General features: G+C 69.4%; 13 protein-coding genes and 1 pseudogene. 6 read left to right on the top strand and 8 right to left on the bottom strand.

The annotated features are described in order from the left end of the window. Positions 1-1182: pseudogene (fadH, locus tag PKH97_RS00510) on the bottom strand (NADPH-dependent 2,4-dienoyl-CoA reductase); the annotation flags it as partial. Between the two features lie 110 nt (positions 1183-1292). Then, complete coding sequence (locus PKH97_RS00515) at positions 1293-2513, bottom strand: acetyl-CoA C-acetyltransferase (protein WP_324385436.1); 1221 nt, start codon at positions 2511-2513, stop codon at positions 1293-1295. Between the two features lie 124 nt (positions 2514-2637). Between PKH97_RS00515 and PKH97_RS00520 the strand changes: the two genes are divergently transcribed. Continuing rightward, positions 2638-3756: a CaiB/BaiF CoA-transferase family protein gene (locus tag PKH97_RS00520; protein WP_324385437.1), complete on the top strand. Its 1119-nt coding sequence runs from the start codon at positions 2638-2640 to the stop codon at positions 3754-3756. 27 nt (positions 3757-3783) lie between these two features. Here PKH97_RS00520 and PKH97_RS00525 read toward each other — a convergent pair whose 3' ends face one another. From PKH97_RS00525 to PKH97_RS00545, 5 genes are read right to left on the bottom strand one after another with little or no spacing between them, the layout of a single operon-like run. Further along, positions 3784-4377, bottom strand: coding sequence for a TetR/AcrR family transcriptional regulator (locus PKH97_RS00525; RefSeq protein WP_324385438.1), 594 nt, complete (start codon positions 4375-4377; stop codon positions 3784-3786). Positions 4378-4383: 6 nt separating this feature from the next. Next, a complete protein-coding gene (locus PKH97_RS00530) occupies positions 4384-6378 on the bottom strand; it encodes a biotin carboxylase N-terminal domain-containing protein (RefSeq protein ID WP_324385439.1) in 1995 nt (664 codons plus the stop codon). An 8-nt stretch (positions 6379-6386) separates the two neighbouring features. Next, positions 6387-7985: an acyl-CoA carboxylase subunit beta gene (locus tag PKH97_RS00535; RefSeq protein ID WP_324385440.1), complete on the bottom strand. Its 1599-nt coding sequence runs from the start codon at positions 7983-7985 to the stop codon at positions 6387-6389. Next, positions 7982-9715 (bottom strand): acyclic terpene utilization AtuA family protein, encoded by a 1734-nt coding sequence (locus PKH97_RS00540; RefSeq protein ID WP_324385441.1) that lies wholly within the window; start codon positions 9713-9715, stop codon positions 7982-7984. Before PKH97_RS00540 ends, PKH97_RS00535 begins: the two co-directional genes overlap by 4 nt. Then, positions 9712-10479, bottom strand: coding sequence for a TIGR03084 family metal-binding protein (locus PKH97_RS00545; RefSeq protein ID WP_324385442.1), 768 nt, complete (start codon positions 10477-10479; stop codon positions 9712-9714). The genes PKH97_RS00540 and PKH97_RS00545 overlap by 4 nt, the downstream gene beginning before the upstream one ends. Positions 10480-10556: 77 nt before the next feature. Between PKH97_RS00545 and PKH97_RS00550 the strand changes: the two genes are divergently transcribed. From PKH97_RS00550 to PKH97_RS00565, 4 genes are all read left to right on the top strand, one after another. Next, complete coding sequence (locus PKH97_RS00550; RefSeq protein ID WP_324385443.1) at positions 10557-11702, top strand: acyl-CoA dehydrogenase family protein; 1146 nt, start codon at positions 10557-10559, stop codon at positions 11700-11702. A gap of 233 nt (positions 11703-11935) precedes the next feature. Continuing rightward, on the top strand, positions 11936-12691 hold the full coding sequence (locus PKH97_RS00555) for a (Fe-S)-binding protein (protein ID WP_324385444.1): 756 nt from the start codon (positions 11936-11938) through the stop codon (positions 12689-12691). 20 nt (positions 12692-12711) lie between these two features. After that, complete coding sequence (locus tag PKH97_RS00560) at positions 12712-14190, top strand: LutB/LldF family L-lactate oxidation iron-sulfur protein (protein WP_324385473.1); 1479 nt, start codon at positions 12712-12714, stop codon at positions 14188-14190. Further along, positions 14187-14834 (top strand): LUD domain-containing protein, encoded by a 648-nt coding sequence (locus PKH97_RS00565; RefSeq protein ID WP_324385445.1) that lies wholly within the window; start codon positions 14187-14189, stop codon positions 14832-14834. Before PKH97_RS00560 ends, PKH97_RS00565 begins: the two co-directional genes overlap by 4 nt. 41 nt (positions 14835-14875) lie before the next feature. Here PKH97_RS00565 and PKH97_RS00570 read toward each other — a convergent pair whose 3' ends face one another. Continuing rightward, on the bottom strand, positions 14876-15484 hold the full coding sequence (locus PKH97_RS00570; protein ID WP_324385446.1) for a TetR/AcrR family transcriptional regulator: 609 nt from the start codon (positions 15482-15484) through the stop codon (positions 14876-14878). 213 nt (positions 15485-15697) lie between these two features. Here PKH97_RS00570 and PKH97_RS00575 point away from each other — a divergent pair. Beyond that, on the top strand, positions 15698-16559 hold an 862-nt coding region (locus tag PKH97_RS00575), incomplete at its 3' end, for an FAD-dependent oxidoreductase (protein ID WP_324385447.1).

Consider the following 16559-nt stretch of genomic DNA (forward strand, 5'->3'; position numbering starts at 1 on the left):
CGTGCTGGCGGCTGCGAGGCCGGCCGGCCCGGAGCCGACGACGGCGATCCGCTTGGGCGCCGTCGTCGGCGCGATGACTAGGTCGGTTTCGTGGCAGGCGCGTGGGTTGACCAGGCAGGAGGTCAGCTTCATCGCGAAGGTGTGGTCGAGGCAGGCCTGGTTGCAGCCGATGCAGGTGTTGATCGCCTCGGGGGTTCCGGCGGCTGCCTTGGCGACGAAATCGGCGTCGGCGAGGAAGGGCCGCGCCATCGAGACGAGATCGGCATACCCTTGGGCGAGAAGGGATTCGGCCTTCTCGGGGGTGTTGATGCGGTTGCTGGTGACGAGCGGGATCGAGACCGAGCCCATCAGCTTCTTGGTCACCCAGGCATACGCGCCCCGGGGCACCATGGTCGCGATGGTGGGGATGCGGGCCTCGTGCCAGCCGATGCCGGTATTGAGGATCGTCGCGCCGGCGTCCTGGATCGCGAGGGCGAGTTCGACGACCTCGTCGAAGGTCGATCCCTCGGGCACCAGATCGAGCATCGAGAGCCGGTAGATGATGATGAAATCGGTGCCGACGGCCTCGCGGACGCGTCGGACGATCTCGACCGGAAAGCGCATCCGGTTGGCGTAGCTGCCGCCCCACCGGTCGGTGCGCTTGTTGGTCTGACGGGCGATGAACTCGTTGATCAGGTAACCCTCGGACCCCATGATCTCCGCGCCGTCGTAGCCCGCGTTCTTTGCCAGCCGCGCGCACCGGACGTAGTCCTCGATGGTCCGCTCGACGTCCTCGTCGGAGAGCTCGCGGGGCGGGAAGGGGCTGATCGGCGCCTGTATCGGACTCGGGGCCACAAGGTCGGGGTGATAGGCATAACGTCCGAAATGGAGGATCTGCATCGCGATCCGGCCGCCGGCCTCGTGGACGGCATCGGTGATCAGCCGGTGCTGCGCGGCCTGTTCGTCGTCGACCAGCAGCGCGCCGCCGGGGTAGGGCCGGGCCTCGTCATTGGGGGCGATGCCTCCGGTCACGATCAGGCCCACGCCGCCGCGCGCGCGGTCGGCATAGAAGGCCGCCATCCGCTCGAAGCCGTTCGGGGCCTCCTCGAGGCCGACGTGCATCGAGCCCATGATCACCCGGTTGGGCAAGGTGGTGAAGCCGAGATCGAGCGGGGCGAGCAGGTGCGGGTACGCGGTGCTCATGCACCCTCCAATAGTAAACGAATTGATTAGGTATGCCGTTGACTGTACGCAGCGTCGTTCTCGCCGGTCCAGAGGCGTCAGAGGTGACGTCGATGACGTCGAGCACGGCCTTAGCTCAGGCGCTCGATGATCATCGCCATGCCCTGGCCGCCGCCGACGCACATTGTCTCTAGCCCGATCTGCTTGTCGTGGAAGGCGAGCGAATTGACCAGGGTCGAGGTGATCCGCGCTCCGGTCATCCCGAAGGGGTGACCGACGGCGATCGCGCCGCCGTTGACATTGAGCTTCTCCATCGGGATGCCGAGTTCGCGGGCGGAGCCGATCACTTGGACGGCGAAGGCCTCGTTGATCTCGGCGAGGTCGATATCGCCGATCGTCATCCCCGCCTGAGCCAGCACCCGGCGGGTGGCCTCGATCGGTCCGAGACCCATGATCTCGGGGGAGAGGCCCGAGACCGCCGTGGCGACGACGCGCGCCAACGGCGTCACCCCCAGTTCCTTGGCGCGCGAGTCGGACATGACGATCACGGCGGCGGCGCCGTCGTTGAGCGGGCAGGCGTTGCCGGCGGTGATCGTGCCGTCGGGCCGGAAGACGGGCTGCAGTTGCGCAACCTTCTCGAGGGTCACGCCGGGGCGGGGTCCGTCGTCGGCGCTGACGACGGTGCCGTCGGGGAGGGTGACCGGGACGATGTCGGTGGCCCAGAAGCCGTTGGCGATCGCCTGCTCGGCGAGATTCTGGCTGCGCACCCCGAACTCGTCCTGCTCCTGGCGGGTGATGCCGGTGAGCTGGGCGACATTCTCGGCCGTCTGCCCCATGGCGATGTAGACGTCCGGAAGGTCACCGGTTTGCCGGGGATCGGTCCATTCGGGGGCTCCGCCCTGGGCGCGCTCGCGGGTGCGATCGCTCGCGGCGGCGAAGTGCGGGTTCTGGGCGGCGGCGTTGAGGTCAGCGCCGCCAGCAGCGAACCGGCTGACGGTCTCGACGCCCGCCGAGATGAAGGCCTGGCCTTCGCCGGCCTTGATCGCGTGGAAGGCCATGCGGGTCGTCTGCAGGCTGGAGGAGCAATAGCGGTTGACGGTGACGCCGGGGAGGGTGTCGTAGCCCGCGAGCGCCGCGACGACGCGGGCCATATTGAAGCCGCCCTCACCAGCCGGGTTGCCGGTTCCCAGCATCAGGTCGTCGAGGGTCGCGGGGTCGAGCGCCGGCACCTTCGCGAGGGCGGCTTGGACCATCTGCACGGTCAGGTCGTCCGGCCGCATGCCGACCAGGGATCCCTTCATGGCGCGCCCGATCGGGGAGCGGGCGACGGCGACAATGACGGCTTCGGGCATGGCAAATACTCCTTCGGACGGGCCTGGCCCTAACCCTCGCACGCCCGGCCCCACGGCATACGGCCCCCCACCTGTGAGGTGGGCGACGTCGAAGACAGCAATCCGGTGCGTCAGGATGGGGAGCGTGACGGAACGGCCGAGCGGCCCCCTGGCGGGCCTGCGCGTGGTGGAACTTGCGGGGATCGGTCCGGGCCCCCACGCGTGCATGGTGCTTGCGGACCTGGGCGCCGACGTCGTGCGCATCGAACGCCGAGGTGGAGCCCCGGACGCCTTCGATGACCGGCCCGACATCCTGCTCCGCGGCCGACGCTCGATTTCGGCGGACTTGAAGGACCCCGACGACATCGCCATGGTCGGGGCGCTGATGGCCGTGGCTGACGTGGTGGTTGAGGGCTTTCGCCCGGGCGTGACCGAGCGTCTCGGCCTCGGACCGGACGCTGCGCTCGCCGCGAACCCCCGATTGGTGTATGCCCGCATCACCGGCTGGGGACAGGACGGCCCCCGTGCGCTGTCGGCCGGGCACGACCTCAACTACATCGCGCTGACCGGGGCCTTGGCCGCCATCGCGCGACCGGGCCAGCCGTCCACCGTGCCGCTGAATCTCGTGGGCGACTTCGGCGGCGGCTCGCTCTATTGCGTCGTCGGCATCCTGGCGGCCCTGTGGGAGCGCGAACGCTCCGGGGCCGGACAGGTCATCGACGCGGCCATGGTCGACGGCGCCTCCTCCCTGATGCAGATGGTCTGGTCGATGCGCGGTATCGGGATGTGGATCGATCGGCCCGCCGTGAATCTCCTGGACGGTGGGGCGCCCTTCTACGACGTCTACGTATGCCGTGACGGTGGTCAGCTCGCGGTCGCCGCGCTCGAGCCGGCGTTCTATGCGCTCCTGCTCGACGGCCTGGAGCTCGACCCGAAAAGCCTTCCGGCACAGTATGACCCGGACGGCTGGCCGGCCATCCGCGCGGCACTCACCGAACGGATAGCGAGCCGCACTCGCGACGAATGGGCCTCGGTGTTCGCATTCACGGATGCCTGCGTCACGCCCGTGCTCTCCCTCGCCGAAGCCGCCCAGGATGCCCACTTGGCCGCGCGCGGCACTCTGGTCGACGTCGACGGTACGGTCCAGGCGGCCCCTGCGCCGCGGTTCTCGCGTACCCCGGCACGCGCCCCGCAGCCCCCTGGCCGCGCCGACAGCCACCGGGCCGACGTGCTTCGTGACTGGCTGGCTGCACCAGGCAACTGACCGGGCCCCCTTTGGCGACCTGCCCGCTCAGGTGAGGTCGAGCGCCAGCGCGAGCTGATCGGCCCAGGCCGTGACGATGCCGCTCCGGCGCCGCGAGTCGTCGGTCAGGACGTCGGCCAGGGCGAGGCCCCGCGCCAGGTCCAGGGTGGCCTGGATCAGGCGCCGGACTTCGGGATCCCGGTCGTCGACGCCGAGCAGCCGGACCGCGCGGGCGTGCGCCTCCTTGCCGAAACGCCGCTCCAAGGGGACCACGACGGCCCGCAGCGCCGGATCCGCGGTCGTCGCGGTCCAGACCTGCAGGGCCGCGCGGAAGAGATCGCCGCCGACCAGCTCGACCAGCTGCGCGACAACGGCGCGGACCCTCTTCGTGCCCGATCCGCCGGGATCGGGGAGGGCGTCGACTGCCGCGATGCGTGCTGCGAACATGTGCTCCAGGGCCGCGACGACGAGGTCCTCGCGGGTCGGGAAATGATGCTGAACGGCGCCCCGGCTGATCCCGGCCTCGGCCGCTACCAGCCCGACCGTCGTCGCCTCCCACCCACGGCTCGTCAGGACCGCGACCGTCGTGGTGAGCAGCCGCTGTCGCGTCTGCCGGCTGCGGTCCTGCTTCGGCTCGGTCACGCGAACTCAGTCCGCCGCCGGCGAGGCGTCGTGGAGGTCGGCCAGGACGACCAGGGTGACGCCTTGCTCGACCTGGTCACCGACCGCGACCCGCAACTGCGTGACGATGCCGGCGGCAGGTGCGCGGACTGGATGTTCCATCTTCATCGCCTCGAGCCACATCAGCGGATCTCCGGCTTCGACGCGGTCGCCCATCGAAACGGCCACGCGCACAACGGATCCGGGCATCGGCGCGGTGAGCGCCCCGGCCGGAGCCTGACTGCTCGGGTCGACGAAGCGCGGCACGCGACGCAGGGTGATCGAGCCGTCCGGGCCGTCGATCGCCACCTGCGCGTCATCGTCCTCGCCGAACCGGGCGACGCGCCAGGTGCGTTGGACGCCGTCGACATCCAATGTCACCGCATCGGGGCCGTCATCGATCAGCAGCAACCCATCGATACCCGCGGGGAGAGCGCCGATTTCGAGCCCGTCGCGGCCGAAGCGATAGTGCACATCGATCGACCGTTCGCCCACGGCATACGTGCGGGTGCGATAGCCGACAGGCACATTCCGGAAGCCGCTGCGCGCCTGACCGACCCGCCCGTATGCCGCGTCGGCCACCGCGGCGATCACCGCGCCGAGCGCGGGGTCTAGGCCCTGGCCGAGAAGGAGCTGATCGGGCGGATTGTCTTGATAGAAGGAGGTATCGGCGCGGCCGGCGAGGAAGTCGGCGTGGGTGAGGCTGGCCACGAGCAGGTCGCGGTTGGTGGTGACCCCGTGGACACGCGCCGTCCGCAAGACGCCCGCCAGCGCGCGCGCCGCGTCCCCGCGGCGCGGTGCGACGGCGATCACCTTGGCCAGCATGGCGTCGTACTGCGTGCCGATCACGCTGCCCGACTCGACCCCGGAGTCGAGGCGGATGCCGTTGTCGAGCAGTCCGAAGCTCGCCCCCACACCGGGCACCTCGAATCTCGCCAATCGGCCGGCCTGGGGTTGCCACGCGGCCGACGGGTCCTCGGCATAAAGGCGGGCCTCGATCGCGTGACCCGTCATGTGGGGCTCGGGGCCGTCCAACAGGCGACCCTCGGCGATATCGAGCTGTCGCGCCACGAGATCCACGCCCGTCACGCATTCGGTGACCGGGTGCTCGACCTGCAGCCGCGTGTTCATCTCGAGGAACCAGAAGTTGCCGGCGTCGTCGGCCAGGAACTCGACCGTACCCGCGCCGCGATAGCCGACCGCAGCACCGGCGGCCCGTCCGGCGGCGAGCAGGCGGTCGCGAGTCGCCGGCCCGAGGCGCTCGATGAGCGGCGACGGCGCCTCCTCGATGACCTTTTGATGGCGGCGTTGTAGGGAGCACTCGCGCTCGCCGAGGGCCCAGATCGTGCCGGCGGCGTCGCCGAGGATCTGGACCTCCACGTGATGTCCGGAGGGCAGGTAGCGCTCGCAGAAGACGGTTGCGTCGCCGAAGGCACTCGCGGCCTCGCGGGCGGCCGCCGCCAAGGCTCCCTCGAGATCGCCGAGGCTGGAGACGATGCGCATCCCCCGGCCGCCGCCCCCCGCCGACGCCTTGACCAGGACCGGCAGATCGGCGTCGGTGATCCCGGCCGGGTCGAGCCGGTCCAGGACCGGAACCCCGGCGGCAGCCATCAGCGACTTGGACGCGACCTTCGAGCCCATGATGTCGATCGACTCCGGATCCGGACCGATCCAGACCAGCCCGGCGTCCTGGACCGCGCGGGCGAAACCCGCGCTCTCGGAGAGGAAGCCATAGCCGGGGTGGACGGCGTCGGCGCCCGTTCGCACCGCCGCGGCAATGATCAGGTCGCCGCGCAGATAGGTCTCGGCCGGCGCGGCACCGGGCAGATGCACAGCGCAATCCGCTTCGCGCACATAGGGGCTTGAGGCGTCGGGATCGGAGAAGACGGCGACGGTGCCGATCCCGCGGGATCGAGCAGTGGCGAAGACCCGGCGGGTGATCTCGCCACGGTTGGCGACAAGGACTCGGGTGATCGATGACATTGCTGCCCTCACATCCGGAAGACGCCGAAGTTGGCGGTGCCGGTGACCGGCGCCGTGTAGATGGCGGACAGGGCGAGTCCGAGGACGTCGCGGGTATCCCGCGGGTCGATGATCCCGTCGTCATAGACCAGCCCGGAGAGCACGAGCGGCATCGCCTCGGCGCTGATCTGCTGCTCGACGAAATTGCGCAGCGCCAGAGCGCTGTGCTCGTCGAATTCCCGGCCCTGGGCGAGCGCGGAGGCGCGGGAGACGGCATACGTGACATCGGCGAGTTGAGCGGCGCCCATCACCGACGACCGGGCGCTGGGCCAGGTGAAGACGAACCGGGGATCGAAGGCGCGACCACACATCCCGTAGTGCCCGGCGCCATAGGAGTTGCCCACCAGAAGTGACAGGTGCGGGACGGTCGAGTTCGCGACCGCATTGATCATCATCGCGCCGTGCTTGATGATGCCACGTTGCTCGTATTCTTTGCCGACCATGTAGCCAGTCGTGTTGTGCAGGAACAACAGTGGTGTGTTGGAGCGATTGGCCAGCTGGATGAACTGGGTGGCCTTTTGGGACTCCTCGCTGAAGAGCACACCGCGCGCGTTGGCGAGGATCCCGATCGGGTAGCCGAAGAGCTGGGCCCAGCCGGTGACCAGCGAGCTGCCGTAGAGCGGCTTCATCTCGTCGAAGTCGCTGTCGTCGACGATGCGGGCGAGGATCTCGCGTGGGTCGAAGGGCGATTTCAGGTCGGGCGGGACGATCGCGAGCAGATCGTCGGCGGCATAACGTGGTGGGCGCGGGGTGCCGGTGGCAGGGGTGCCGGCCTTGCGCCAGTTCAGGCGGGTGACGATGCGCCGGCCGATCCGGATCGCGTCCTGCTCGTCGCGGGCGAAATGGTCGGCAAGCCCCGAGACGCGCGCGTGCATGTCGGCGCCGCCGAGCGACTCGTCGTCCGACTCCTCTCCGGTCGCCGCCTTGACCAGAGGCGGCCCGGCGAGGAAGACCTTGGACCGCTTCTCGATCATCACGACGTGATCGCTCATCCCCGGCAGGTAGGCACCGCCCGCGGTCGAGTTGCCGAAGACCAGCGCGATTGTCGGTATGCCGTTCGCGGACAACCGTGTCAGGTTGCGAAAGATCGCGCCACCAGGGACGAAGACATCCTTCTGGGTCGGCAGGTCGGCACCTCCGGACTCGACCAGCGAGATCACCGGCAGCCGATTTTGCAGGGCGATCTCGTGCATGCGCAGGGTCTTCTTCAGCGACCAGGGGTTGCTGGCGCCACCCTTGACGGTGGGGTCGTTGGCGATGATCAGGGCCTCGACTCCCTCGACCACGCCGATGCCGGCGACGACGCTGCCGCCGACGCTGAAGGAGGACCCATAGCCCGCCAAGGGAGCCAGTTCCAGGAAGGGCGCATCCGGGTCGAGGAGCAACTCGATGCGTTCGCGCGCAGTCAGTTTGCCGCGCTTGTGGTGCCGGGCGATGGCCTGGTCGCCACCTCCGGCGACGGCCTTGGCAAGTTCGGTGTCGATGCCGGCGACGGCGGCCAGCATGCACTCCCGCGCAGCTCGCGCGTCTGGGCTGTGCAGGTCGAGGGTCGAGCGGAGGACCGTCATCGGGTCACGTCCGATGGCCCTTGGGGGAGAAGCGTTTCGGGAATGTCCACGAGGCGCGAGCGCAGCCACTCGGCCAGACCTTTGGCCTGCGGATCGAAGCGCGCGTTATAGGCGACGCCCTGGCCCAGCAGGCCGTCGATGACGATGTTGACGGCCCGGAGATTGGGCAGGTAGGTGACCTCAACCGGCAGGCCGTCGGTCTCGGGTAGCAGGGTGCCGATCATCGCTGGGGTGAGCAGGTGCGCCAGCCAGGGATAGGCCCGCTCGTCGCGCACCCAGACGCCGACATTGGCGTTGCCGCCCTTGTCGCCGGATCGGGCCCCCGCGATCGTGCCGAGCGGGAGGCGAGAAGTCGGACCGGCGGGGTCGGGGGACGCTGGTGGAGAGCCGAGGAGGGGCGTCATTGCCCGGTAGGCCGGCGGCTCCCCGATCCGTTCGACGTCACCACCGTCGTGGACGACCTCGTGTGCCGGAATACCTTGGGGCACAAAGCCGGCCGTGAACACGCCATACGGTGATCCGGCAGCGGGCGGGGTGGTGGCGAAGAAGCCGGGGTACGAGCCGAGGGCGACCTCGATGGCAGCGTTGGCGAAGCCGCGCCCGACCGCGTGCTCGTCGGTGTCGCGGCCGACCACGGTCAGTAGCGCTGCCGCCTCCTGCTGGGTCGCGGCGTCCGGGCGATCGGTCCTGGCCAGTCGCCACGTCAGTTCGGCCGGACTTGAGGGGAGGGCGCCGGTGAATTGCCCTTGGAAGAGTGCGGCTTTCGCGTCGATGTCGAGCCCGGTCAGGACCAGGGTGAGTTCGTTGCGATAGCCGCCGAGGGTGGTCAGGGAGACCTTCAGGTCCGGTGGCGGCGCCTCGCCCCGGACTGCGCTGATGGCGACTCGGTCGGCGCCGTCCTGGGTGACGCGCACGGAGTCGAGCCGGGTGGTGACGTCGGGCCCGGCATACCGGGCGTCTGCGATCTCGTAGAGCAGCTGCGAGATGACCGTGTCCACGGTGACGGCGCCACCGGTGCCTGCGTGCTTGGTGATGATGCTGGAGCCGTCGCGGTGAAGCTCCGCGATGGGGAAGCCGGGGTGGATCGGATCGGCGATCTCGGTGAAGAAGGGGTAGTTGCCACCCGTGGCCTGGGTCCCGCACTCGATGACATGGCCCGCCACCGTCGCTCCGGCGAGCGCGTCGTAATCCCTTGCTGCCCAGCCGAAGTGGGCGGTCCCCGGGCCGATCGTCAAGGCGGCGTCGGTGACCCGGCCGGTGACGACGATATCGGCCCCGGCGCTCAGGGCGCGCGCGATTCCGAAGGCGCCGAGATAGGCGTGGGCGCCCAGCGGCCGGCCGAGCCCGAGAGTGTTCGCGTCCGCCGTCAGATCATCGCCGAGGACATGGGCGATCCGGGGCGCCAGGCCCTGACCATCCGCCTGTTCGCGAATCGCGGCCACGAGCGCGGGGGTGTTGACGCCGCCGGCATTGGCGACGATGCGCACCCCCTGCGTCAATGCGAGGCCGAGGCAATCGCGCAACTGGACGAGAAAGGTCTTGGCATATCCGGTCGCCGGGTCCTTCATGCGATCGCGACCGAGGATGAGCATCGTGAGCTCGGCGAGATAGTCACCCGTGAGGACATCGATGTGGCCGCCCTCGAGCAGTTCGCGCATCGCGCTGAGCCGATCGCCGTAGAAGCCCGAGCAATTCGCCACGCGAAGCACGTCAGCGTCGCGGCCGATCACGCGCCGGCCCCACGTCCGGGAGGACCGGCGAACGCCTGGGCGATGGGCAGCCAGGCCGCCGCTGCCCCGCTCGCCCGCAGGCCGGTGGCGGAGACCGGACGCCGCTGCGTCACGACCAGGCAGAAGTCCTCGGCGCTGCCCGTGACGCGATCCCCTGCGTCTGCCGGTCCCCACGCCCACAACTCGCCGCCCGGCGCGGTCAACTCGATGCGGAACTCGGCCGCCGGCGCGGGGCGGCCGTTCACGGCATACGCATAGTTGCGGGTGCGGACGCCCAGGTGCGCGATGTCGCGAAGCCGCTCCGTCGGCACCCGGGTGCTGCCGAGCCCATCGGCGACGTCTTGGCCGTGGGCCCAGGTCTCCATCAGACGCGCCGTGGCCATCGAGCGAGGCGTCATCGGCGGCCCGAACCAAGGCAGGCGAACACTCGGGTCGGCCTGTGTCAGAGCGGCGCCTAGGGCGGTCCGCGCCGCACGCCAGCGTGCCAGCAGCGTGGCGGGATCGACATTCGCGCCCTGCTCGGCTGCCTTGTCGACCAGCCCGTATGGGTCCGCGGCAGCCGCCTTGAGTTGTGCGCCGAAGGACGCTGGGTCGGTCGCGGCCAGCAGGGCAATCTCGTCGGTCCAGGCAAGGTGAGCGATCTGGTGGGCGATCGTCCAGCCCGCGGCGGGGGTGTCGCGCCGCCACTCGCTCGGCGCCAAGTCGGCGACCAGCGCGTCGAGCTCGTCGGCCTCGCCGAGGAAGGCGGCGACGGTTTCGGTCATCCAGCGAGCGTGGCATAGAAGGCGAAAACAAGCAAGAGTGCTTGTTTTTTCGCACTAGCGCGGCTAGCGTCGCGAGAATGCTGCTCACCGATGACCATCGCGCCTTTCGCGAGAGCGTGCGCCAGTTCGTCGACACCGCGATCAACCCGCATGCCGATGAGTGGGAACGCGGCGGTCACGCTCCTCTGCACGAGATTTTCCCCAAGGCCGCGGCGCTGGGGCTGCTCGGGTTGGAGTACGACACGGCATACGGCGGGGAGGGTGGCGACCACAGCTTCTCGATGGTCGCCGCCGAGGAGTACGGGCGCATGCATACGGCCGGGGTCGGGATGGCGCTGGGCGTGCAGGCGATGATGGCGACGCCGTCGTTGCACAAGTACGGCACGCACGAGGTCAAGCAGCGCTTCCTCGCCCCGGCGATCGCGGGCACGGCCGTTGCCGCTATCGGTGTGACCGAGCCGGACACGGGGTCGGATGTCGCCGGCATCCGGACCCGCGCGGTGCGCGACGGCGAGGACTGGGTGATCAGCGGGCGCAAGCTCTACATCACCAATGGCGCGCAGGCCGACTGGGTATGCCTGCTGGTGCGCACCTCCGACGAGGGCGGCTACCGCGGGATGTCACAGGTGATCGTGCCGACTGACGCTCCGGGATTCACCGTCGCGCGGACGCTCGACAAGCTCGGCAATCGCAGCTCCGACACCGCCGAACTCCTCCTCGACGGGGTGCGTGTGCCGGTGAGCAACACTATCGGCGAGATCGGGCGCGGCTTCCAGCAGCAGATGGAGCAGTTCGTCGTCGAGCGGATGTTCGTCGCCTACACCGTGGTCGGGCAGTGCGACTACGCCTTGTCGAGAACGCGCCAATTCATCCATGACAGAAAGGTTTTCGGCCGGCCCCTGGCGGATCGCCAGTATGTCGCCTTCCGCCTGACCGAGCTGCAGGCTGAGGTCGACCTGCTGCGCAGCCACAATCTCGCGACCTGCGAGACGCTGATGGCGGGCGGCGATATCACCCGGATGGGGGCCGTCGCCAAGCTCAAAGCCGGCCGCATCTCGCGGGAGGTGGCCGACTGGTGCATCCAGTTCCACGGCGGCATGGGCTATATCGAGGAGACCTGGACGGCCCGGCACCTGCGCGATGCCCGCTTGGTCGGCATCGCCGGCGGCGCCGACGAGGTCATGCTCTCGATCCTCGCCCGCCTCGACGGCCTCCCCGCCTGACGTCGAGAGGCCGGTTCAGGCCCGTCGAGAGGCCGGTTCAGCCCCGTCGAAAGGCCGGTGCTGCCGCCCATGGCGCGACCTCACATTCATATGGGAGATCTCCCGTACATTTCAGGGCCCTCACGCGACGGCCTATCGATGAGCGAAATTGCGGCTATAGCCGCACTATCACTCATCGATATCGCCCAGGCCGCCCACTGGCAGCGCCACACCGCCCGTGCCAGGGTAGAGACATGCGAATCGCGCTCTTCGTCACCTGCCTCGGGGATGCGCTCAATCCTGAGGTCGGCCGGGCCACGGTGCGCATTCTCGAGCGCCTCGGCCACGAAGTCACCTTCCCGGCCGGCCAGACGTGCTGCGGCCAGATGCACACCAACACCGGCTACCAGCGCCAAGCGCTCGGGATCATCCGCCAATACGTCGACACCTTCGAGCGGGCCCTCGCCGACGGGGCCGAGGCGATTATCGCGCCCAGCGGATCGTGCGTCGGGTCGGTGCGCCATCAACATACGTATGTTGCGCGGCGGGCCGGCGAGACGCAGCTCGCCGCCCGAGCCGCCACGGTGGCCGAGCACACCTATGAGCTCTCGGAACTGCTCGTCGACGTCCTCGGGGTCACCGATGTCGGCGCCTACTTCCCCCATCGGGTGACCTATCACCCGACCTGCCACTCCCTGCGCATGCTCGGCGTCGGCGACAAGCCGCTCCAACTGCTGCGCGCGGTGCGTGGCATCGACCTGGTGGAACTGCCTGCAGCACAGCAGTGTTGCGGATTCGGCGGCACCTTTGCCCTGAAGAATGCCGCGACGTCCACGGCCATGCTCGCCGACAAGGTCACCCACATCCGCAAGACCGAGGCGGCCGTCCTCACCGCGGGCGACGCCTCCTGCCTGATGCACATCGGCGGGGGCCTTAGGCACCTGCGCACCGGCGTGCAGGTCATGCATCTCGCGCAGATCCTCGCCGAGGACGGGAGCGCCCACCCATGAGCGGCCAAACCTTCCTCGGTATGCCGCATCACGCCGTGGGCGCCACCTCACCGATCGAGGGAGCCCGCCCTTTCCCTCAGGCGGCGCCGGCAGCTCTCGCCAACCCGACCCTGCGCCACAACCTCGGCCACGCCACCTCCGTCATCCGCGCCAAGCGGGCCGAGGTCGTCTCGGAGGTCCCCGACTGGGAGGACCTGCGCGAGGCCGGCCGCGCGATCAAGGACGAAACTCTGGCCCGTCTTCCGCAACTGCTCGAAGAGCTGGAGGCCAAGGTCGTCGCCGCCGGTGGACACGTCCACTGGGCGCGCGATGCTGCGGAAGCCAATGCCATTGTCACCGAACTCGTCAAGGCCACCGGTGAGACCGAGGTCGTCAAGGTCAAGTCGATGGCGACCGCCGAGATCGGGGTCAACGACCACCTCGCCGCGAACGGCATTCACGCCATCGAGACCGACCTCGCCGAACTCATTGTCCAACTCGCCGACGACATCCCGAGCCACATTCTCGTTCCCGCGATCCACTTCTCCCGCAACGAGATCCGCGACATTTTCCGCAGCGGGATGCCAGGCGTGGACCCGGCGATCTCCAGCAATCCGCGCGAGCTCGCCATGGCGGCGCGGGCCTATCTGCGGGAGCGTTTCCTGCAGGCCAAGGTCGCGATCAGCGGCGCCAACTTCGCCGTTGCCGAGAGCGGCACCCTCGTGGTGCTGGAGTCCGAAGGCAATGGCCGCATGTGCCTGACACTTCCGCCGACCCTGATCACCGTGATGGGCATCGAGAAGCTCGTGCCGCGCTGGCAGGACCTGGAGGTCTTCCTCCAACTGCTGCCGCGCTCGTCGACGGGTGAGCGGATGAATCCGTACACGACGATGTGGACCGGCACCACGGCATACGTCAATGGCGGCGACGGCCCGCGCGAGTTCCATCTCGTCCTGCTCGACAACGGCCGCTCGCGCATCCTGGCCGACGAGATGGGCAAGGCTGCCCTGCGGTGTATCCGGTGCTCGGCGTGCCTGAACGTCTGCCCCGTCTATGAGCGAGTCGGCGGACACGCCTATGGCTCGATCTACCCCGGGCCGATCGGCGCGATCCTCTCCCCGCAACTGACCGGGCTCACCGGCGACAGCGTCAACGACACCCTTCCGTATGCCTCGTCACTGTGCGGCGCGTGCTACGAGGTCTGCCCGGTCAAGATCGACATCCCCTCGATTCTCGTCGACCTCCGCGCGCAGCACGTCGAAGCCCAAGCCGCGGCCACCCGTATGCCGACCCTCGAGTCCGCGGCCATGGCCGCCGCTGCCTTCGCCATGACCGATCCGCGACGCTTCGCCCGCGCGACGCGCGCCATGCGGGTGGGGCGGCCCTTCGTCAAGGACGGCGCCCTGCGCGGGCCGCTTGCGGCTGTGATGACAGGGTGGACGCGCTCCCGGGACGTGCCGGCGTTCCCAGCCCAGACCTTCCGGCAATGGTGGGCGCAGCGCGAGGAGCGGAAGCCATGAGCGAGTCGCTGCCGGACGCCGGTGCTCGGGCCACGATCCTCGGCCGGCTCCGCGAGGCGTTGCCGGCCGCTCCCGCGCCCGTTCCCGCGACCGGGACGTATCGACATACGGCCCAATGGGATTCGCAGCAGCGCGCTGAGTTGCTTGTGGATCGATTGCTCGACTACAAGGCCGAGGTCGTCAGGTGCGGCCCGAGCCAGCACGAGATGGGCGTGGCGGTGATGACGGTCCTCCACCGGCACGGCGCCGGCCGGGTCGTCGCGCCGCCCGCGGTCGTCGACGCGCTGCTGGCCTTCGCCGATGTCGACGTCGTCCCGGACTCGCCCGGCCTGACTGCCCGCGACCTCGATGCGGTCGATGCCGTCGTCACCGGATGTGCGCTGGCCATCGCCGACACCGGTGTCATCGTCCTGGACGGCGACCGGTGGTGCGGCCGGCGCGCGATCACGCTCGTGCCGGACCTCCACGTGTGCGTCGTGCGACTCGACCACGTCGTCGGCCTGGTGCCCGAGGCGATCGCCCGGCTGGATCCGACCCGGCCGCAGACCTGGATCGCCGGCCCCAGCGCGACGAGCGACATCGAGCTCGACCGGGTCGAGGGCGTGCACGGCCCGCGAACTCTGGTCGTCGTGCTGGCCGGCTGAGGCGGCCCGCCAGCCTCCTAGCGGCCCCCATGCGCCAGCCGTCAGCGCGCCATCAGGCCGCTGCCGAGGACTTCGGTGATCGTGTGCACGAGGGCTTCGGTCTTGCGGGCGGACATCACGGTCCCGGTATAGAGGCCGTCGAGGGCGAGGATGACCCCGCCGTGCACCGCCGCCCAGGCGGTCAGGGCATAGGGCTCGCTCGGGCCGGGCGCGATGATCCCGGCTTCCTGACAGCGGACGACCGCCCGCTCGATGACCGCGTATGCCGTTCGGGTCGCCTCCACGATCGACGCATCCTGGCGCATCTCGGGGCGATTCATCAGCCGGAACAACTCGTGGTGGTTGAGCGCGAATCGCGCGTACGCCCTGCTGGTGCGCCGGAACTGCTCGAGCGCGTCCAGTCCCTTGGTCGATGCGGCCCGCTCCAGCGCCACGGTCAACTTCTCGAAGCCCAGCACTGCCATGGCCTCGATGAGCGCCGCCTTGTCGGCGAAGTGATGATAGGGCGCCGCATGACTCACCCCCGCGCGCCTTGCGACCTCGCGCATGGTGACCGCGTCCGGCCCGCCCTCTTTCAACAGACCTAGTCCCGCGTCCAGCAGGGCACGACGGAGGTCGCCGTGGTGATACGGGCTGTCGGCCGCTGGCATACGGCAATCCTAGGGGCGCGCCCGGCGGTCGAGCTATAACTTGACGCTGTCAGGATCGGTGGCCTAACTTGTCACTGTCTAGATTGGTTGCATACGCAGGGGATTGAAGAGCGATGGACACCAACGACTTCGACGTCATCGTTATCGGCTCGGGCATCGGCGGTCTGACCGCTGCCTCGCTGCTGGGCCCAACTCGCGGGCAAGCGCGTCCTGGTGCTGGAGCGGCATTTCCGGCTCGGTGGTTTCACGCATGAGTTCCAGCGCCGGGGCTATCGCTGGGACGTCGGTCTGCACTATGTCGGCGGCATGGGCCGGGGCATGCGGGAGCGCGCCCTGATGGACATGGTCACCGGCGGCCGGGTCGACTGGTCACCGATGCCCGCCAACTTCGACCACTTCCACTACCCCGGCTTCGACTTCGCCGTGCCCAACGACCCGGCGCAGTATCGGCAGCGTCTGGGCGAGCGCTTCCCCTCCGAACGCGACGCCATCGCGACCTACTTCCGGGATGTCCGTCGAGCCGCCGATTGGTACGGCCTCGAGACATGGAGTTGGTCGGCGCCCGCAGGGGTCCGCGCGAGCCTGGCCGCCGGTCGCCTGCGCGCTCGGCGACTGGCCCTGATGACCACCGGCGACTATCTGGACACCCACTTCCGCGACCCAAAGTTGCGCGCGCTGCTCGCCTTGCAGTGGGGTGATTACGGACTCGCGCCAGCACACAGCGCCTTCGGCAGCCACGCCCTGATCGTCCACCACTACCGGCACGGGGCGTGGTTCCCGGTCGGCGGCTCCGAAGCACTCGCCGAAGCCGCCCGCGAGGAGATCGAGGCCCACGGCGGCTCCTGCCGGATCAACCACGAGGTCACCGAGGTTGTCATCGAGAACGGTCGTGCGGTCGGTGTGCGGGCGCACGTCAAGGTGGGTCGCGGCGGTCGCGACGAGGCCTTCCGAGCATCACTGGTGGTCTCCGATGCGGGGGCGCACACGACATACGCCTCGCTTCTGCCGGATGGCGCCGCTGACAGCATGCGAGCGGCGGTCGCCGCGTCCGAGCCCTCGATGACGGCACTGACGC

The organism is Nostocoides sp. (assembly GCF_035343835.1).
Lineage (GTDB): Bacteria > Actinomycetota > Actinomycetes > Actinomycetales > Dermatophilaceae > Nostocoides_A > Nostocoides_A vanveenii.